Origin of the sequence: Variovorax sp. V35, assembly GCF_041154465.1 — a bacterium.
GTDB classification, from domain to species: Bacteria; Pseudomonadota; Gammaproteobacteria; order Burkholderiales; family Burkholderiaceae_C; genus Variovorax; species Variovorax boronicumulans.
This window is the reverse complement of sequence record NZ_AP028666.1, coordinates 4,652,556-4,673,462: the sequence shown is the minus strand read 5'-3', so window position 1 is coordinate 4,673,462 and position 20,907 is coordinate 4,652,556. Positions and strand designations below refer to the sequence as shown.

Sequence of the window (20,907 nt, the reverse complement as noted above, 5' to 3'; positions counted from 1 at the left end):
TTCAGCTGTCGATGCGGATGCCGGCGCGTCGGATGAGCGCGGTGGTCGCCACGATCTCTTCGCGCACCTGTTGCGCGAAGGCCTGCTGCGGCATCGGTGCGGCGTCGGCACCGAGCTTGTCCAGGCGCGCGCGCACCTCGCTGGTCTTCAGTGCGCGCACGATCTCGGCATGCAGGTGCGCCACGGTGCGCTCCGGCGTCCTGGCGGCCACGAACATGCCGACCCAGAACAGGTGGTCCGCATCGCCGAAGCCGCTTTCGGCGGTGGTCGGCACCTGCGGCAGCAGCGGTGAACGCTTCGGTGCGCCGATGGCCAGCGCGGCGAGCTTGCCGCTTTGCACCAGCGGGGCGGCCAGCGCCAGCGGCGCCAGGAACCAGTCGAGCCGCCCGCCCATGAGGTCGGTGAGCGCCTGCGGCGTGCCGCGGTACGGGATGTGCGCGACCTCGATGCCGGTGGCGATGCGGAATTTCTCGCCCGCGATGTGCGAGGCGCTGCCGCTGCCCGATGAGCCGTACACGAACTTCTGCGGGCCGGCCTTCACCTTGCGCACGAGGTCCTGCAGCGAAGTGAAGCCGCGGTCGGGCGGCACCACGAGCACGTTGGGCATCGACGCCAGCATGGTGACCGGCGTGAAGTCGTTCAGCGTGTCGTACTTGAGCCCGGGGTAGAGCGCGGCGTTGGCCACATGGCCGGTCGAGTGGATGAGCACCGTGTGGCCGTCGGCCGCGGCATTGACCACCGCGCTGGCGCCCAGCGTGCCGCCCGCGCCGGGCCGGTTGTCGACCACGCAGGGCTGCCCGAGGGACTGCTGCAGCCGCTCGCCGACGATGCGGCCCACCACGTCGGTGGTCGATCCGGCGGTGAAGGGAATGACCAGCTTCACGGGCTGGCTCGGGTAGGCGGACTGCGCGAAGAGCGTGGCGGGAAGGCTGGCGATGCCGCCTGCGGCTGCCGTGAGGCGAAGCAATGTCCTGCGATGGATGTCCATCGTTGTCTCCTTGTTGTTCGTGGGGAAGGGCCTGCCTGCGGGCAGGCCCTGAAGTGATGCGCGGGGCGCTCAGGGCGCCAGCACCAGACGCTCCATCGAGCCTTCGAGCACCTGCAGGTAGGCCTGGCGCGCGCGGTCCAGCGGCAGCACCGAGCCGTCGTTCACGTCGAAGCCCTGCAGGCTGCCGTCCTCGAAGCCGGGAAGCAGCGTGCGAAACACATCCGCGCACTGGCTGGCCGTGAGCTTCAGGCTGTCCACGCCGAGCATGTGCAGATCGCGGCGGTAGAAGGCCATGATGTCGAAGGGCACGTTGCGGTCGGGTGTGGAGATCAGGATCTGCGTGCCGCCCACCTTGAGTGCGCCAAGCGCCGCCGCGAAGTAGGGCGAGCCGACGGTGTTGTAGGCAATGTCCACGCCTTTGCCATCGGTCATCGACAGCACGGTCTGCGCGATGTCGTCGCGCGTGCCGTCGATCACCTCGACCTGCGCGCTCGCATGGCCTGTGTATTGGGTGGCGCCGCGTTCGACGCCGATCACGCGCGCGCCGGCCCGCGTGGCCAGCTGCACGGTGGCCTGCCCGACCTTGCCGTTCGAACCCAGCACCAGCACGGTCTGGCCGGGGCCTGCGAGGTGGGCCCGGCGCAGCCCTTCGTAGGCCGTCACGAAGGGCACGCCCACCGTGGCCGCCGAAGCCATGGCGATGCGTTCGGGCTTGGCGACGAGCGCGGCCACGGGCAGCGCGAGGTAGCGCGCATGCGTGCCGTCGCGCGTGATGCCGAGGTCGCCGCCGGTGCCCCAGACGGCGCGGCCGATCCATTCCGCCGGACCGGCGACCACGCGTCCGGCGTAGTCGCGGCCCGGCGTGCGGGGCCAGATGGCGTACGGCATCAGGCCCAGTGCCGCCTTGACGTCGCTCGGGTTGATCGCCGCGGCAAGGACTTCGACGATGGCGCAGCCGGCCGGTGTCTCGGGCTGTGCGATGTCGACCAGGTCGGGATTCAGTGCCTCGGGGCTCGGGGCCTTGGCGCTGAGGCGAAGGGCGCGCGGTGGTGTGGTCATGGTGCGATGTCTCGTGGTGCGAAGTGAAGGGAAGGAAATGCGTGTGTGTGCGCGTTCAGGGCAGCGGCGGCGTGGGCAGGCGCGTTTCGCCGGGCTCCAGCCGCAGCTCGAAGTCGAGGTGGAAGTGGCCCGCGCTGTCGGGTTCGAAATCGCGAAGCAGCGAGCCCACTGCGCCGAAGGCCGCGTCGCTGTAGGCGTACGGGTCGCGCGCATCGAAGATCTGCGTCGTCAGCACCTTGTGCCCGGGCGCGATGGCGATGAAGTGCAGGTGCGCCGGGCGCATGTGGCTGCGGTTCTGCAGCGCGAGCAGCTCGCCGCAGGGGCCGTCGGTGGGCACGCCGTAGCCCGAGGGCTGCACGCTCTCGAACCAGAAGCGGCCGTCGGCGTCGGTCTCGAAGACGGCGCGCAGGTTCATGTCTTCCTGCTCCGGGTCCTGGTTCTCATACAAGCCACTGGGCGCGGCCTGCCAGGTCTCGATGCGGGCGCCTGCGATGGGCGTGCCGTCCAGCGACAGCACGCGACCTTTCACGTGCAGCGTTTCGCCTGCGGTGTCGTCGGTCGCAATGCGCACGCCGTTGGGCCGCACCGGCTGGTTCGCGCGCCAGAAGGGACCGATGAGCGCCGGCTCGGTGCCGCCCGCGGCGAGCACGGCCTTGGCGTCCATCAGCAGCACCAGTGTGGCCATGCCGAGGATGTCGGCGAGCAGGATGCCTTCGTGCTTGCGCGGGCCCGTGGCCTGGCCGATGCGCACCATGAAGTCCAGGCCCTTGAAGAGCTCTTCATAGGTCAGCGTCACTTCCGAGGCGAAGGCGTGCAGGTGGCGGATCATCGCGTCGAGCACGGTGCGGGTGCGCGCGTCGCGCGTGCCCTGGTTGGCGTCCAGCACGGCCTGCAGCAGCGCCTGGGCATTGGCGGGGATTGAGCGGGGAGCGGGCGGTGCCTCGGTGTCCGTGGGGGTCTCGGCGACAGAAATCATGGAAGTCCTGGAGAGTGAAGAAAACGAAATCGGCACGGCGCGGCCCGGCACGCATCGGCGCACCGCTGTGGATGAAGGGGCGTGGCGCCGGTTAGTCGGCGCGGATGCGCGCGCGGGTGGCGACGGCGGTCCAGCGCGGCACGTCTTCGGCGACGCGCGCGGCGAGGTCGGCGGGCAGGCTCGCGACCGTCTCGAAGCCGAGGTCGCGCGTCTGGCGCTGCACCTCATCGAGCGCCAGGATGCGCCGCACCTCGGTGTGCAGGCGCTCGATGGCGGCGATAGGCGTGCCCGCCGGCGCGAACAGCGCCTGCATGGTCTCGGAGCGGTAGCCGGCAAAGCCCGACTCCGCCACCGTCGGCACCTGCGGCAGTTCGGCCCAGCGCGCGCGGCTGCCGACGGCCAGCACCCGCAACGTGCCCGCCGCGATGTGGGCCTTGGCGGCCGGCAGTGCGGTCAGTGCGCAATCGACCTGTCCGCCGAGCACCGCCTGCACGGCCGGGGCTGCGCCGTTGTAGGGCACGTGCAGCAGCTCGATGCCGGCGCGCTGCCAGAGCAGCTCGCCACCCAGGTGCACGCTGTTGCCCTTGCCGGGTGTCGAGTAGGTGAGCGCGCCCGGCCGGCGCTTGGCGGCGTCGATCAGCGCCGACAGGCTGGTGAGCGGGCTCGCGGCCGGCACCACGATCACGTCGGGTGAACTGACGGCGAGCGACACCGGCGCGAACTGGCGCAGCGGGTCGTAAGGGGGCTTGTCGGCGAACAGGGCCGGGTTGGTCACAAAGGCGGACGACACCAGCAGCAGCGTCTGGCCGTCGGGCGCGGCGCGCGCTACCGAGGCGATGCCGATGTTGCCGCCGGCGCCCACGCGGTTGTCGACGAGCACGGGCTGGCCCAGCGCTTGTGCGAGCCGCACGCCCACGATGCGCGCGATGATGTCCGAGGTGCCGCCGGCGGCGAAGGGAACGACGATGCGCACGGGGCCCTTGGGGCTCCAGGCCGGCTGGGCGCGGACAAGGCCGGCGCCCAGCGCCGCGAGCGTCGCGGCGAGGGCGTGTCGCCGGTTCATGCCGTGTGCCACGCCGCATGTCGGCATGCGGCGTGCGGCCTGAAAGTCGTGGGGGATCGTCATTTTTTTGTCTCCTCGGGTGGTGCCTATGAGGCCTTGCGCAGTTTGGGCGTTCAGCGCTGCGACTACTTTGTTTCTGGCGCCGTCTCCTTGATGTAGCCGTCGGTGCCGTAGACCAGGCCGGTGGCCTCTGCAGCCCTGACGACATCTTCGTGCCAGGCGATGCGCCCGCATTCTTCGTCGGTTCCACCGACGACCGAGTACACCACCAGCGCGTGATCGTTCGGATTGCGGAAACCGCGCATCACGCCGATGGGGCACGAGATCACGTCCCACTGGTTGAGCATCACGGAGTACTGGCCCTTCTCGCCCCAGATGACCTCCATCTGCCCGTTCAGCGGACAGAAGACTTCCTCGGTCTTGTGTGCGTGAAGGCTGGCACCCTGGCCAACCGGGATTTCGATGAAGGTCACGCCGAAGCGGTGGTTGCCTGGAATTGCCGGCTGGACGCCTTTGTTCTCCAGGACGCCGCGGTTCATGATCTTGTAGATGTTTTTCTTCATCCCCGGCAGCCGGCTCTCGATGAAGGTCTCGCCGTAGGGCGCGACCTTGCCCCAGCGGGCGATGCGGGTGGATTCCATTTCCTGGAGGGTGGGGTCCATGTCTATTCCTTGATGCGATGAGGTTCGGATTCGTCGAAAAAGCAGCGGTTTACGTTCTGCGAGGCCCACTGTAGGCAACGGTCTTTCATGCGTCCATTACCATTTTTCTAGCGATTCGATAACATTTCGGTATGAGGCGCCCGGTGACCATCGGCCGCTCTTGCGGCAACGATCTGGAACCCCTGCATGGACCTCAGACAGCTTCGGTATTTCGTGGTGCTCGCCACGCAGCAGCACTACGGCCGCGCCTCCGCCGTGCTGCATGTGGCGCAGCCGGCGCTGAGCCGGCAGATCCGCCTGCTCGAGGAAGAGCTGGGCGTGCGCCTGTTCGAGCGCCACGCGCGCGGCGCGACGCCGACCGAGGAGGCCGTGTTCCTCATGGAGCGCGCGTCGTTCCTGCTGCGCTATGCCGAGCAGATGAAGCAGGACATGACGGCCCGCCAGCGCGACCCGCGCGGGCCCGTGGCCATCGGCCTGTCGCCCGCGCTCGCGCTGCTGCTTGCGGTGCCGCTGGCGCGCGCGGTGCGCGAGCAGTTCCCCGATGTGCGGCTGCGCATCGTCGAAGGCTTCTCGCAATCGCTGCTGGGCATGCTGGAGCAGGGGGCGGTCGATGTCGCGATCCTCAACGGCCCGATGCAGCTGGCCAACGTGCTGGCCACGCCGCTCATGACCGAATCGCTGTGCCTCATCGGCCGCACCGACGACACGCGGCTGATGCGCATGACGAAGATCAAGCTGCCCCGGCTGGCAGGCCTGCCGCTGGTGATGACGGGCGTGTCCAAGTCGGGTGTGCGGCTCGAGCTGGAGGCCGCGGCGGCACGCGCGGGCGTGGTGTTGAACCCGGTGGTCGAGGTCGAGACCCTGAGCGTGGCGGCCCGCCTGGTGGAAGAGGGCCTGGGTCTCACGGTCCACTTCGCAGCGGTCGTGCAGGACGAGATCGAGGCCGGCCGGCTGGTCGCGATTCCCATCGAGGGGCTGCGGCTGCGCCGCGTGCTGGCCCGCGCTTCCGACCGGCCGCCGTCACGCGCGACCGAAGTGCTCATCGACATCCTGCGCGCCGTGGTGCAGGAGCGCGTGGACGCGGGACGCTGGCCGCACGCGGTGCTCGATCGCTGAGCGCGCCAGAATGCTTCATCGCCAACAGGAGCACACCCATGAGCCACACCGCAACGATCGTCTCCACCGACGTCAATTTCAACCACCGCATCCAAGTCGGCAAGTTCCAGCTCGTGGCGGACGAGCCGGCGTCGCTGGGCGGGCAGGGCGCGGGGCCGGCGCCCTACGACTACTACCTGGCCGCGCTGTCCGCCTGCACCGCGATCACGCTGCGGATGTACGCCCAGCGCAAGGGCTGGGAGCTGGGCGAGTTCAAGGCCGAGTTGAGCTTCACGAAAGACGCGGACGGCAAGGCGCACATCCACCGTGTGCTGCATGCTAGCGGCCCGCTGACCGATGCGCAGTGGAGCCGGCTGCTCGAGGTGGTGGCCAACACGCCCGTCACGAAGACGATGCGCGAAGGCGCCGAGATCACGAGCGAGCGTGGGGTGGCGGCGGCCTGATCCAGGCCGCAGGCGCGGCGCTGTTCAGCGCCGCGAGATCACGCGAACGACCGGTTCGCTGTGCACGCGGAAGCCCATGCGTTCATAGATGCGCCGCGCACCCGCGTTGCCCTGCATCACATGCAGCACCGGCACTTCGCCGCGCTGCATCTGCTGCGCCACCAAGCGCGTGACGAGCCGCTTCGCATAGCCCTTGCCCTGCGCATCGGGGTGCGTGCAGACACCGCTGATCTCGCGCAGCGTGCTGGCGGCCATGCGTTCGCCGGCCATCGCCACGAGCCGGCCGTTGTCGTCGAAGCAGCCGAAGTACTCGCCGAGTTCGATGGTCCGCGTAGAGAAGGGCCCGGGGCGCGTCAGGTCGGCCAGGGCCAGCACTTGTTCTATATCTGCTGCGTCGAGCCGGACCACATCAGGAAGCGTGTCGGCCACGGGCGCAGGCGCGTCCCAGATCATCTTCACGATGACCGATTCCATGTCGACCTGCCAGGTGGTCGGCGCGGGGGCCGACCAGCCGATGGCATAGAAGTGCTCGTCCGGCGTGCAGAAAGGCAGCAGCGCGTCGAGGTCGGGATGCAATGCGTCGGCAAAGCCGACGATGGGGGAGAAGCCTGTGGCGTAGCGGCGTGCGGTCGATGTGCCGGCGGCAAAAGACGCATGCGGGCCCGAGAGGGCGTGCCATGTGAGGTTGGTGAGGAGGTCTGTCATGGGAAGGATTCTTTCGGTCTGACAGGAACCGATGGTGCGCCGTCCGCTGTAGTGGGAGCGGCGCCTCCCCGTCGGTGACGAGGAGGTGTGTCGCGTCGCACGGCGAGGGCAACCTCGCCGGCGTCAGCGACTCAGTGCATCAGCACTTCATGGCCGTGGCTTGTGCGGCGAAGGCGTCGGAAGCGGCCTTGCAGGCAGCGCCGAGTTGTGCGGCGTTGGCGCCGTAGCTGGCCCAGGTGGCCTTGGTCTGCTCGAGGCTGGACTTCAGGGCGTCGGCGGCGGCGCCGCTTTGCTTGCCCACGCAGGCGCTCACCTTGTCCAGGTACTCCTGGCATTCCTTGGGCACGTCGGCCGATGCCGTCGTGGTGGCTGCAGGCGCTGCAGCAGCCGGTGCGCTGGCGGCCGGTGCGGGTGCCGGCGTGGCCGGTGCGGTGGCAGCAGGTGCTGCGGGAGCGGCCGGCGCTGCGGGCGTGGACTCTTGCTTCGAGCAAGCGGTGATGGCGGCAGCCACGAAGATGAGTGCGAGCAGTTTGTTCATTTTTTCTTACATGAGCGAGTTGGATGATGTGCCACGCCTCGTGTCCCGCGGCGCGCAGTGCGCACACCAGGAACGCAAGATTCGGGGCCGGAACAGTATCACCGCGCCCTGTGCAACAGACCCCCGCGAAGGCAGGAATCGGGGGGCTGCAGATGCTCCAAAAACGTAACAATTATCTTGAATCGTTAAATATTGCCGGGTTAAGCAGTCGAAGCTGCGCGGGCGTACACAGGGGGCGTGATGGCCCGCCGAACCGGGTGCTCGACCGGCCTCGCATCTGCAAGCGGATGTTGTTGATTCTTTCGAATTACATCGAAGCGACGAGGCCGCGCGAAGTTTCCTGAAGGCGCGCTGCGGTCCATTTCCGGAGTCGACCGAGCGGCCTGCCGAGCCTCTTCGGCGGTCATGCACATGGTTACAACCCCGTGCCGCAGACCCGCTCCTCGCGCTGCGCGGCAGCCGGCGGGACATGGCCGGACGGGGCCCGGTTCCCGGTCGATCGAATTGCCGCCGGACCCTCGGCTTGTGCATTGCATCAATTAATTCTTATGGCAAAGGTTCTCATTGCAGGATGGCATGCACATCCTCTTTCAGTTGTGAATCGGATGCGATGAATTGGGGCGTTGGCGCGCCATTCATGACCAGCGAGTTCTTTGCCATCAAGGAATAGGGAATTCCCGCCCCGATTTTCTACGGAATCCCGTAGTTGAAAATATGAAATAGATCGGGTAATTCAATAGAGCTGAATTCGCAAAGGCTTCGACAGCCTGGCTGTCGAGGGAGGATCGCCTTGTACGGAGAGGAATACGGCGATGGATGCGCCTCACATATGAGCCGGCGAATGGATCGCGGTGTGCTGGTAACAATTAATTTCAAATTGAGGAAAAAAGCAAAGGAAGCCGTTGTTTTTGCGATTTTTTGACGGGATTGGCTCGAAAAGATAGAACGTTAATAGTGGACACATTTGCATATTTGTCGTCACACTTTGAGCCATGCCAAGGTCTCAATCGCCCCAATTCCTTCGCCCACGCGCGCATCGATTTGCGCTGGAAAGCCGGCAGCTATTTGATGGCGCCGCTTTTGTGGAGGCCGCCGCGGCGGCACCGGCGGACGCACCGCAGGGCCCGCACGGGGATGCGCCGCATGCCGCCGACGCGGCGGCGCCCGTTGCCGTGCCGCATGGGCGCGACAGCACGCCCGAAGCGGACGCGCGATCCGCGCCCGGCCCGGCCCTGGCCTCGTCCAGCGAGGTCTACGTTGTCGACAAGAACGTTGCCAATTGGCAGCAGCTCGCGGCCTCGGTGCCGCAGGGCGCCGGCCTGATCCTGTTGGACACCGGCTCATCCGGCGTCGAGCAACTGCGCCAGGCGCTCGAAGGGCGCAGCGGCCTCACGGCGCTGCACATCCTCAGCCACGGCAGCGCGGGCGAGATCACGCTGGGCAACGAAACCCTCGACGTCGCCGGCCTGGCGCGCTCGGCCGGCGCCTGGCAGGCGATCGGCGCGAGCCTGGGCGCGGACGGCGACATCCTGCTCTACGGGTGCGACGTGGGCGCCGACGGGCAACGCTTCGTGCAGGCCCTGGGCCGCGCCACGGGCGCCGACGTCGCGGCGTCGAGCGACGCCACCGGCGCCGCCTCGCGCCAGGGCGACTGGTCGCTCGAGGTCGGCACCGGCCTCATCGAGTCGCGCGCCTTCGCCGCCACCGACTACGACGGCCTGCTGGCCGCGCCCACCGTTTCGACGACCACGCCGCGCATCACGGTCAGCGAACCCAGTTCGCTCAACGCGCCGGGCGCCGACCGCGCCACGCTCAGCGGCTGGACGCTCACCGACGACGGCGCGGGCAACGTCACGGTCGACGTGACCGTCGAGAACCCCGCGCTGGGCGCGCTGTCCAGCGCCAGCATGAGCGGCGTCACCACCGTGCCCGGCGGCTACCGCTTCGTCGGCAGCGTGGCCGATGCCAACGCCTGGATCAACCAGCTGGTGTTCACCGCCGCCGACACCGAACTGGGCAACGCCACGGCCACCACGCGCATCCTGGTGTCGATCACCGATTCGGAAACGCCGGCGCTCACCGCCAACCGCGCGCTCGATGTGACGATCACGCCGTCGAACGACCCGACCACGGTGGCCGATGCGGCGCAGACGGTCTCCGAGGGCGGCACCACAGTGCTGACCGGCACCACGCTCAACGCCATCGACCCCGAGGTGACGGTCGGCTCGCAGAACACCGGCCAGATCGTCTACGGCATCGCGACCAACACCACGCACGGCTACCTCACGCTCAACGGCGAGCGCATCGGCGTGGGCTCGGTCTTCACGCAGGCCGACGTGCTGGCGGGCCGCGTCGCCTACGTGCACACGGCCACCGGCGCGGACCAGAACCTGGACGACAGTTTCGTCATCGTCGTCAACGACGGCGCCACGCCGCTGGCCGGCTCCGACCACGCCACCATCACGCTGAACGTCACGCCGCTGAACCAGCCGCCGGTGCTCTCGGGTGGGGGCAGCGTGTTCGAAGGGCAGCCTCCCAACGCCATCGACCCCAGCGGCAACCCGGCCTCGGTCGTGGGCAACTTCATCGTCGCCGACGGCGGCGGCGACGACGCCAGCGGCGACCTCACGGTGCGGCTGACCAGCCTGCCCACCGACGGCACGCTGTACTTCACGGGCACGGTGCTGATCGGCGGCGTGCCCCAGAACGTCACCAACCGCGCGATCACGCAGGCCGACATCGACGCCGGCTTCGTGTTCGGCTACGACGACCGCGGCGGCCTCACCTACGGCAACAACGGCCAGCGCGACAACAACGGACAGAGCTACCCGTTCACCGACGGTTTCGGCGTCACGGTGAGCGACGCCGGCGGCGGCACGGGCACGCCGTCGTCCACCTCGGGCACCATCGCCATCAACGTGCGCCCGGCCAACGACGACCCGGTGCTCGACCCCGGCAGCACGCTCGAGGCGAGCGTCGATCCGGCGGGCGGTGGCTACACCGTGACGCTCACGCCCGGCATGCTCGGCGCGACCGACGTCGACTCGAGCGACGACAACCTGACCTTTGCCGTCACCTCGATGAACGGCCTGAACCAGGGCTACCTGCTGCTGGACGGAAAGATCCTGCCGCCGGGCGGCACCTTCACCATGGAAGACGTGCGTTCGGGCCGCGTGCAGTACGTGCAGACGCAGGGCGCGGCGGCGGGCGACACCGACACCTTCAGCTTCCAGGTGGTCGACAACACGCTCGGGCCGACCTGGGACGCCAACGGCAACACCGTGATCCGCGAGGGCGCCGACCGCAATCCCGACGGCACGCTGAAGACCTACGAGTTCACGATCAACCTCGTCGAAACCCCGGCGGGCAACGGCGATCTGCTGCAGACCATCGACGGCACCGTCACCACCTCGGGCTCCAACCACGCGGGCACCGACCAGAACGGCGCCACGCGCGGCACGCTCAGCGAAGGCGGCTCGGTGGTGCTGGGCGGCACCGGCTCCGACTTCAACACCGTGCCCGGCCTGAGCTACGTGGTCGAAGGCGTGCCGCCGTCGCAGGTGATCTACACGGTCACCGACTACACCGGCACCACGGGGCCGGTGCGCAACGGCGTGCTGCAGCGCTTCGACGGCGCGGCCTGGGTCGACATCGACACCTACGAGACCTTCACGCAGGAAGACCTGAACGCCGGGCGCATCCGCTTCCAGCACGACGGAGACGTGGAAGATTTCGAATCGGCCGTGTCGCTCTCGGTGACGGCCGGCGTCGCCGTCGGCGGCGTGCGCAACGTCTGGAACACCAGCTTCTCGTTCTTCATCACGCCGATCAACGACGTGCCCGTGGCCACCGGTTCGTCGAACACGGTCATCCGCGAAGGCGAGACCGCCTACCTCACGACCGGCCAGATCCGCGTGGTCGACGCCGACGACGCCGCGAGCGAAAGCTACCTCGAAGGCTCGCCCACGCTGCTGAACGGCGACCCGAACTACGCCTTCAACAACGCCGGCAGCGGGCCGGGCGCGATGCAGTTCGAGTTCGACAGCCTGCCCACCGGCGGCCAGCTGCAGTACTGGAACGGCGCCGCCTGGGTGGCCGTGACCGTGGGGCAGCGCATCGACGCCTCGCTCATCACCGGCAGCGCCGGCACCACGGGCCTGCGCTTCGTGAGCGACGGTTCCGAGGTGCGCACCACCCAGTTCAACGTGCATGCCGTGGACCGCTGGGGCGCTGCGTCGAACCCCGTCACCGTCGGCATCCAGATCACCAACGTCAACGACGCGCCGGTGATCGCGCCCGACCCGACGCAGCCCGACCCGCCCGGCACCGCCAACCAGCCGCTGACCGTGGCCGAGGGCGGGCGCGGCCAGATCACGCCGGGCATGCTCAGGGCCTTCGACCCCGACAGCACGCTCACGCAGCTGCAGTACACGATCACCTCCGTCACCACGCACGGGCGCATCATGTACTCGACCGACGGCGTCAACTTCGTGGCGCTGGGCGTGGGCTCCTCGTTCACGCAGGCCGACGTGAACGCCGGGCGCATCTACTACTTCAATTCGGGCGACGAATCCGACGGCCACACCGAAGCCAACGGCGATCCGCCGAGCGACCGCTTCACCTTCACGCTGAGCGACGGCGACAAGGAACAGACCGGCGGCCAGTTCTGGATCTACGTCACGCCGCTGAACGACGCACCCACGGTGACCGCGCCGGCCGGGCCGATCGACATCGACAGCAGCAACCCGGCGCACAACCCCGTGCCCGGCTTCAATGTGGGCGACACCGACCTGGACGCGGTGATCCAGGGCGAGACCGACTTCGTCCAGGTGACGGTGCGGCTGCTGGACGCCAACGGCAACCCGTTGAATGCCGCGGCCTACGCGGGCGCCACCATCGGCTCGACCTCGATGGGCGGCGTGACCGTCGATGCCGACAAGAACGGCAACGGCGACTTCCTCACGCTGCGCGGCACGCGCGCGCAGGTGAACGCCGCGCTGGCGGGCCTCACGCTCACCTTCGACACCGACCGCGACCAGGCCTACCGGCTGCAGGTGATCGTCGACGACCGCCTGCGCGACACCGCCACCGGCGTGCTGCAGCCCGGCGCCAACGGCGGCCCGCAGAACGAGCCGAACGTTCCGGGCGGGCCGAACATCACGATCCCGACCACCGAGTACGACTGGTACACCGACACGGTGCCCACCACCGGCGACATCACGGGCAACCTCGCGGCGGCCTCGGTACTGGTGCGCGCGTCCAGCGAGAACGACCCGGGCGTGCTGGTCGTGCCGCCCGTGCACACCGTCTATGAAGACCAGCCGACCTACATCGGCACGGGCTTCGTGGTGTCCGACCCCGAGTCGGCCGCCTTCGGCACGCCCATCACGCTGCGGCTGATCGTGCCCAACGGCACGCTGGGCATCGGCGGCACCGGCGGGCAGACGAGCTTCACGCTGCCCAGCGGGCGTGTCGTGACCATCGCCGGCGACAACACCGGCGCGCTCACGCTCACCGGGCGCGCCAGCGACATCCAGGAACTGATCACCAGCGGCGCCGCCACGGGCCTGACCTACCGCAGCGCCACCCACGTCAACCACGACCTCAACGGCGCCGACGCCGGCGACGTGACGCTCACCGTCTCCTTCGACGACACCGGTTCGCAGATCGGCGGCGACACCGGCGGCGGCAGCGTGTCGAACAACCCGCCCGACATGACGATGGCGCTGACCATCGTGGCGGTCAACGACGCGCCGACGGCCGGACTCACGCCGGGCACCAACCCGAACACGCCGCTGTACCTGACGGGCGGCAACGCGCCGTCGGCCGTGCCGGGCTTCGTCGTGCGCGACCTGGACATCGACGGCGACGGCGGCGGCATCGCGCCCGGCGAAGCCGATTTCCTGCAGGTTACCGTGCGCATCACCAACGGCACGGGCGTGCCGCTGGGCGCGGCGCAGTACACGGACGGCGGCAGCGACGCCATCATCGTCACCTCGAGCAATGCAGCCGGCTCGGGCGTGACCATCGACAGCACCTACGACGGCACCGGCAGCGCGCTCGTCATCCGCGGCACGCGCGCGCAGGTGCAGGCTTACCTCGACGGCCTGCAGGTGGCGCTGGGCGGCAGCCTCGCCAACACCGACCAGACTTACCGCGTGCAGGTCATCGTGGACGACCGCCTGCGCGAGAACAGCAGCGGTGCGCTGGCGGGCGGCGCCAACGGCGGCGAGAACAACAACGCGAACGGCGGCACGGTGGCGGTGCCCACCACCAACGTCAACCCCTACGCGCTGATCCCCGCGGGGCTGACGGCCAACGTGGCCTCGGCCTACCGCACGCTGTTCCCGTCGTCGATCAACGACCCGGCCCACATCGCGGCCGGCAACCCGACGGTGGACGAGGGCAACGGCAGCGTCACGCTGACCGGCCTCACGGTCACCGACCAGGACGCGGCCGCCACCGACGTGCTGACGGCCACGGTGTCGGTGCCCCCGGGCTTCGTCATCAACGGCGTGGGCGGCAGCGGCGGCACGGTCGGCCCCTTGGGCGGCGCCAGCATCACCATCACCGGCACGCTGGCGCAGATCAACAGCCGCATCAACGCCATCTCGATCGCGCTGCTCGACGCCCCCGGCGCCGCGCTGCCGGCCGACTGGAACGGCGCCTTCACCGTGACCGTGGTGGTCAACGACGAGGGCCACACCGGCGGGCGTCCGGGCGTCCTGGCACCCGGCGACAACAGCACGACTGGCACCTTCGCCTACGCGGACGGGGTCAGCAACCACCTCGTCACCACGCGCACCTTCGTCTTCACGGTGGCGCCGGTCAACGACGCGCCGGTGGTGGTGGGCGGCACCACCCAGACGCTGCCGAACGTCACCGAGGACGTGGGCAACAACGCGGCCGGCACCCCCGTGGGCACCCTGTTCGGCTCGCACTTCGACGACGGCGCCGACCTGATCGACAACAGCGGCAACGGTGGCACCGGCGGCAGTTCGTCCGACACCTTCTTCGGCGTCGCGATCACGGGCCACGTCCCGGACCCCGCGCAGGGGGCCTGGCAGTACTCGCTGGACAACGGCACCACCTGGATTCCCGTCGGCGCACGCACCGACGGCACGGCCCTGGTGCTGGCCGCCGACGCGCAGCTGCGCTTCGTGCCGGCCGCCAACTTCCACGGCACGCCCACCACGCTGACCGTGCGGCTGGTCGAGACCGACACCAACAACGACAGCGCCACGGCCGATCCCACCTCGGGCTCGACGGTCAACGTGGCGGGTGCCAACAACGGCGGCACCACCGTCTACAGCGCCGGCACCATCGTGCTCAGCACCACGGTGATCAACGTGAACGACCGGCCGACGGCGACCGATGCGACCGTGCCCGCCGGCGTCGAGGACGTGACGGGTGCCGGTGTGCGCGTCGACACGCTCCTGGGCGGCGGTTACGGCGACGCGATCGACAACCAGACGGCCATCAGCGGCGGCGGCGATGCATCGACCTCGTTCGGCGGCATCGCCATCGTGGGCAACAACGCCAACGCCGCGCAGGGCGCGTGGGAGTACAGCCTGAACGGCACCGACTGGCTCGCCGTGCCGACGGGCGCCTCCGACACCAGCGCCTTGCTGCTGCCCACCAGCGCGCAGCTGCGCTTCGTGCCGGCGGCCGACTTCAACGGCACGCCCGGCGGGCTGGTCGTGCGCGTGTCCGATGCGCCGGTGGCGGCGGGCAGTGGCGACATCAGCGCCACCGTCAACGACGACACCAGCCAGTGGTCGGTGCTGCGCAACGTGTCGACCACCATCGCGCCGCGCAACGACGCGCCGGTGATCGGCGGCACCACCGGCGCGACCGCGGTGGAGAACAACCAGACCGGTACCGGCGTCAGCATTCCGCCCGTGGCGCTGGTCAGCGGCGGCACCGTCGGCGACCTCGACCTGGCGACCACGCCCGGGCTGGCCGCGGGCGTGTTCGGCGCGGGCTCGCTCACCGTGAGCCTGGACGGCTACCAGCCGGGCGACCAGCTGTTCGTCAACGGCGCGCTGCCCCCGGGCGTCAGCGTCTCGGGCGGCAACGGCGCGCCGCTGGTGGTGCAGTTCGACGCCGACACCACCGTGGCCGAGGTGCGGGCGGTGCTCGACCAGCTGTCCTACCGCAGCAGCAGCGACAACCCGACCGCTTTCGGCACCGACAACGAGCGCGTCTACACCATCGTGCTCAACGACGGCAACAACGTGCAGCCCGGCGGCAACGCGGGCGGCCCGCAGCCGCTGAACAGCAACGTGCTCACCGGCACGCTGACCATCACCGCCGTGAACGACCCGCCGATCGCGGTGGACGACACGCACAGCATCGACGAAGACACGGTGTCGGTCGGCAGCAATGTCATCACCGGGCGCATTCCGGGCGAGGCCGACTCCGACCCTGACAACACCACCGCACAGCTGAGCGTCACCAGCATCCGCACCGGCCCCGAGTTCGGTGCGGGCTCGTCCGGCACGCTGGGCAATCCGCTCACCGGCACCTACGGCAGCATCGTGCTGAACGCCGACGGCAGCTACACCTACACGCTGGACAACAGCGACCCGCGCGTGCAGGCGCTGATCGCCGGCGAGACGCTCACCGACCTCCTCACCTACGCCATCTCCGACGGCGCGGGCGGCACCGACATCGCGCAGATCACCATCACGATCCGCGGCGCCAGCAACGACGTGCCGGGCATCACGGTGACCGACGCCAACGGCAACGCGACCGGCCAGGTGACGGTGCACGAGTCGGGCCTGACGAGCGTGGGCGACACCAGCGAGACGGCGGGCGCCGGCTTCAATATCGCGGCGGCCGACGGCGTGGCGAGCATCAACGTCGGCGGCACGGTGGTGACGCTGGCGCAGCTGCAGGCACTCACGCCGGGCGCACCGATCACGATCAACACGCCCGACGGCCAGATCCGCCTCACGGGCTTCAGCGGCACCACGCTGTCCAACGGCGTCGTGATCGACGGCACGGTCAGCTACACCTACACGCTGACCTCGGCGCAGAACCACAGCGCGGGCGAAGTGACCGAGGCAGTGCCGCTGAGCGTGACCGACCGCGACGGCGACGTGGCCAGCGGCACCCTCACGGTGCTGATCGTGAACGACGTGCCCACCGCGAACCCAGACACGAACAGCATCACCGAAGACGCCGCGCCGAACCCCGTGAGCGGCAACGTGAAGACCAACGACCGCGAGGGCGCGGACACGGCCGTGCCGGTGACCGGCGTGAGCTTCGGCGGCAACGCAGGCACGGTGGGCAGCGCGCTGGGCATGGAATACGGCAGCATCGTGCTGAACGCGAACGGAACCTACAGCTACACGCTGAACAACAGCGACCCGCGCGTCAACGCGCTGAAAGACGGCGAGACGCTCACGGACACGGTGAGCTACACCCTCACCGACGCGGACGGCGACACCTCGACCACCACGCTGACGATCACCATCCACGGCCGCACCGACGCCAGCCCCGAGATCGTGCCGGTGGACGGCAACGGCGCGGCCACGGGCCAGACCGAGGTCCACGAGCGCGGCCTGGTCGACGGCCCGGGCGGCCCCGATGCGCGCGAGAACGGCAGCGGCGTCGTCACGGTGTCGGCGGCCGACGGCCTGCAGACCGTCACTGTGGGCGGGCGCACGCTGACGCTGGCCGAGCTGGCCAACCTGGGCACCACGCCGGTCGTCATCACGACGCCGCTGGGCACGCTCACGCTGACGGGCTTCACGGCCACCGCCTCGGTGGGCGGCGTGCCGACGGCGGGCAACCTGGCCTACACCTACACGCTGCGCGCGCAGGTGGCGCAGCCGAACGCGACCGAGAGCACGGAAGCCATCGACCTGCAGGTGACCGACGCCGGCGGCGCCACGGCCACGGGCACGCTCACCGTGCGCATCGTGGACGACGTGCCGCAGGCCACCGACGACGCGGCCGCCATCACCGAAGACGCCGCGCCGAACACGGTGTCGGGCAACGTGGCGAGCAACGACACCATCGGCGCGGACGACCGCAACGTCGCGCCGGTGACGGGCGTGAGCTTCGGCGGCGCGGCCGGCACCGTGGGCGCGTCGATCACGACCACGTATGGCGCCATCGTGCTGAACGCCGACGGCAGCTACACCTACACGCTGAACAACGCCGACCCGCGCGTGCAGGCGCTGTCGGTGGGCGAGATGCTGACCGAGCAGGTGCGCTACACGATCACCGATGCCGACGGCGACACCAGCACCGCCACGCTCACGATCACCATCCGCGGCGCCAACGACCTGCCGGGCATCGCCGTCACCGACGCCAACGGCGCGGCGACCGGGCAGGTCACGGTGTTCGAGTCGGGCCTGGTGAGCATCACCGACACGGGCGAGCGTGCCGCCAGCAGCTTCAACATCACGGCGGCGGACGGCGTGGCCAGCATCAACGTCGGCGGCACGGTGGTGACGCTGGCGCAGCTGCAGGCGCTCACGCCGGGCGCGCCGATCACGATCACCACGCCCGACGGCCAGATCCAGCTGACGGGCTTCAGCGGCACCACGCTGCTCAACGGCATCGTGACCGGCGGCGCGGTCAGCTACACCTACGTGCTGGGCGCTGCGCAGAGCCATCGCTCCGGCGGCGTGCTGACCGAAGTGACCGAGCAGATCGCGCTGTCGGTGACCGACCGCGACGGCGACGTGGCCAACGGCACGCTCACCGTGCTCATCGTCAACGACACGCCGCAGGCCACCGACGACACGGCCGCCATCACCGAGGACGCGGTGCCCGACACGGTGAGCGGCAACGTGAAGGCCAACGACCGCGACGGCGCGGACAACGGCAACGGCGTGCCGGTGACGGGCGTGAGCTTCGGCGGCGCGGCCGGCACGGTGGGCGTGTCGCTCACGACCACGTATGGCGCCATCGTGCTGAACGCCGACGGCAGCTACACCTACACGCTGGACAACGACAACGCCGCCGTCAATGCGCTCAAGACCAACGAGCAGCTGACCGAGACGGTGCGCTACACGATCACCGATGCCGACGGCGACACCAGCACCGCCACGCTGACGATCACCATCCATGGCCGCCTGGACGGCGACCCGGCCATCGGCGCGGTGGACGGCAACGGCGCGGCCACGGGGCAGGCCGAGGTGCACGAGCGCGGGCTGGTCGACGGCCCGGCCGGCCCCGACACCCGCGAGCACGCCACCGGCACCATCGTGGTCTCGGCGAGCGACGGCATGCGCAGCGTCACCGTGGGCGGGCGCACGCTGGCGCTGGCCGAGCTGGCGAACCTGGGCACGACGCCGGTCACCATCGACACGCCGCGCGGCACGCTGGTGCTCACCGGCTTCACGCCCACCAGTTCGGTGGGCGGCGTGCCGACGACGGGAGAGCTGGCCTACACCTACACGCTGGACGGGCAGGTGGCGCAGCCGAACGCCACCGAGAGCACGGAAGACATCGCGCTGCTCGTGACCGACGCCGGCGGCGACACGGCCACGGGCACGCTCACCGTGCGCATCGTGGACGACGTGCCCGAGGCCGTGAACGACACGAATGCCATCACCGAGGACGGCGCGCCGAACACGGTGGGCGGCGACGTGAAGGCCAACGACACCATTGGCGCCGATGACGCCAACGGCGTGCCGGTGACGGGCGTGAGCTTCGGCGGCGTGGCCGGCACGGTGGGCGTGCCGATCACCACCACCTACGGGCGCATCGTGCTGAACGCCGACGGCAGCTACACCTACACGCTGAACAACGCCGACCCGCGCGTGCAGGCGCTGGTCGTGGGCGACACGCTGACCGAGGTGGTGAGCTACACGATCACCGACGCGGACGGCGACACCAGCACCGCCACGCTGACCCTCACCATCCACGGCGCCAACGACGGCGTGACGCTGGTGATCGGCGACAACAACGGCCCCGACACCACCGGGCAGGCCACCGTGTACGAGCGCGGCCTGGTCGAGCCGGGCGACGCGAGCGAGACCGTCTCGGGCAGCTTCTTCGTCACGGCGCCCGACGGCCTGGGCAGCATCGCGGTGCACGGCACCACGCTCACGCCGGCGCAGCTGGCCGCGCTCGGCACCAGCCCGGTCACCATCGCCACCGACCGCGGGCGCATCACGCTCACCGGCTTCGACGCGGCCACGGGCACCGTGCGCTACACCTACGTGCTGGGCGCCGCGCAGAGCCACGCGGGCGGGCAGGTCACCGACGACATCGCGCTGCAGGTGACCGACCGCGACGGCGACACCACGCAGGGCACGCTGCGCGTGCTGGTGATCGACGACGTGCCCACGGCACGCAACGACGCCACCTCGATCGGCACCGCGCGGCCCGGCGCCACGGCCACCGGCAACGTGTTCGGCGGCAGCGGCATGGGCGCGAACGACGTGGCCGACCGTCTCGGCGCGGACGGCACGCCGACGCCGGTCACGGGCGTCTCTTTCGAAGGCGTGGCCGGCACCATCGGCGGATCGACGGCGGGCCGCTACGGCAACCTGCGCCTGAACGCCGACGGCAGCTACAGCTATTCGGTGAACGCCAGCAACGTGCGCGTGGCCTCGCTGGGCGACGGCCAGACGCTGACCGAGGTGTTCGACTACGTCATCACCGACGCCGACGGCAGCACCAGCACGGCGAAGCTGGTCGTCACGATCCACGGCACCTCGCAGCACCGGCCGCTCACGGGCGACCAGGTGTTCCCGGCGGACTTCGGCGACCCCAGCCGCCGCATCGACCAGTCGATGACGCCGGCGCTGTTCGTGCAGATCGCAGTGCAGGAATCGCAGCGCCTGAGCCAGATGCTGTCGGGCGCGATCGCCGCGCGCGCGCTGGGCGGCGACCGCCTCTTCGGCGAGGACCGTCCCACCGACCTGTGGGGCGAGCCGCAGGGCGTGGACTACGCCGAGCACGTGAGCCGCGACGGCGTGGCCTTCTCGCTGCGCATGGTGCGCGACGTGGAGCAGACGCTCGCGCTGCGCGGCGTCACGGCCGGCAAGCTGGTCGACGGCGCGAGCCCGCTGTTCGGCGACTTCGAGAGCGTCTCGGCGCCGCATCAGCAGCCGCCACCCGAAGTGCCCGAAGCACCCGCGCGCGACGGTGGGCGCATCGTGGTGCCGCGCGCCGATGCGGCGCATCCGTCCACCGAGGCGGCGCAGGCCGAGGCGGCACCGGCAGCCGGTGCCGCCGCGCCGGTGGCCGCCGACACGGCGCGCTCGTTCTCCAGCCGCGTGGCCGCGGCCGCCGCGGAGCGCGACGCGGTGCGTGACCTGCTGCGGCATCCGCAGCGCGCCACGCCCACTGTGCGCGTGCCCACGAGTTGATCGACGCCAAAGAAACG

The 20,907-nt window shown here is 69.9% G+C and carries 10 protein-coding genes; 3 read left to right on the top strand and 7 right to left on the bottom strand.

Annotation, left to right across the window (positions count from 1 at the left end; translation table 11 throughout):
* Window position 1: 1 nt before the first annotated feature.
* The 5 genes from ACAM42_RS21505 to ACAM42_RS21485 form a co-directional block, all read right to left on the bottom strand.
* Window positions 2–988, bottom strand: a complete 987-nt coding sequence (locus ACAM42_RS21505; RefSeq protein WP_369629324.1) for a Bug family tripartite tricarboxylate transporter substrate binding protein — start codon at window positions 986–988, stop codon at window positions 2–4.
* Between the two features lie 69 nt (window positions 989–1,057).
* Window positions 1,058–2,047 (bottom strand): zinc-binding alcohol dehydrogenase family protein, encoded by a 990-nt coding sequence (locus ACAM42_RS21500; RefSeq protein ID WP_369629323.1) that lies wholly within the window; start codon window positions 2,045–2,047, stop codon window positions 1,058–1,060.
* Window positions 2,048–2,102: 55 nt separating this feature from the next.
* Window positions 2,103–3,023 (bottom strand): dioxygenase, encoded by a 921-nt coding sequence (locus ACAM42_RS21495; RefSeq protein ID WP_369629322.1) that lies wholly within the window; start codon window positions 3,021–3,023, stop codon window positions 2,103–2,105.
* Between the two features lie 91 nt (window positions 3,024–3,114).
* Window positions 3,115–4,149 carry a tripartite tricarboxylate transporter substrate binding protein gene (locus ACAM42_RS21490; RefSeq protein ID WP_369629321.1) on the bottom strand — a complete coding sequence of 345 codons (1,035 nt, stop codon included), beginning with the start codon at window positions 4,147–4,149 and terminating at the stop codon, window positions 3,115–3,117.
* 62 nt (window positions 4,150–4,211) lie between these two features.
* Window positions 4,212–4,748 (bottom strand): cupin, encoded by a 537-nt coding sequence (locus ACAM42_RS21485; protein ID WP_307693298.1) that lies wholly within the window; start codon window positions 4,746–4,748, stop codon window positions 4,212–4,214.
* A gap of 186 nt (window positions 4,749–4,934) precedes the next feature.
* On the opposite strand from ACAM42_RS21485, the gene ACAM42_RS21480 reads away from it, so the two are divergent.
* Together ACAM42_RS21480 and ACAM42_RS21475 are read left to right on the top strand one after the other, a co-directional pair.
* A complete protein-coding gene (locus ACAM42_RS21480; RefSeq protein WP_062472012.1) occupies window positions 4,935–5,864 on the top strand; it encodes a LysR family transcriptional regulator in 930 nt (309 codons plus the stop codon).
* A 38-nt stretch (window positions 5,865–5,902) separates the two neighbouring features.
* Window positions 5,903–6,307, top strand: coding sequence for an OsmC family protein (locus tag ACAM42_RS21475; RefSeq protein WP_139702358.1), 405 nt, complete (start codon window positions 5,903–5,905; stop codon window positions 6,305–6,307).
* A gap of 24 nt (window positions 6,308–6,331) precedes the next feature.
* On the opposite strand, the gene ACAM42_RS21470 is transcribed toward ACAM42_RS21475, so the two are convergent.
* Together ACAM42_RS21470 and ACAM42_RS21465 are read right to left on the bottom strand one after the other, a co-directional pair.
* Window positions 6,332–7,012 (bottom strand): GNAT family N-acetyltransferase, encoded by a 681-nt coding sequence (locus tag ACAM42_RS21470; RefSeq protein WP_139702359.1) that lies wholly within the window; start codon window positions 7,010–7,012, stop codon window positions 6,332–6,334.
* 139 nt (window positions 7,013–7,151) lie between these two features.
* Window positions 7,152–7,550: a hypothetical protein gene (locus ACAM42_RS21465; protein WP_095745880.1), complete on the bottom strand. Its 399-nt coding sequence runs from the start codon at window positions 7,548–7,550 to the stop codon at window positions 7,152–7,154.
* Window positions 7,551–8,632: 1,082 nt separating this feature from the next.
* Here ACAM42_RS21465 and ACAM42_RS21460 point away from each other — a divergent pair.
* Window positions 8,633–20,890 carry a VCBS domain-containing protein gene (locus tag ACAM42_RS21460; protein ID WP_369629320.1) on the top strand — a complete coding sequence of 4,086 codons (12,258 nt, stop codon included), beginning with the start codon at window positions 8,633–8,635 and terminating at the stop codon, window positions 20,888–20,890.
* The last annotated feature ends 17 nt before the right edge of the window (window positions 20,891–20,907 follow it).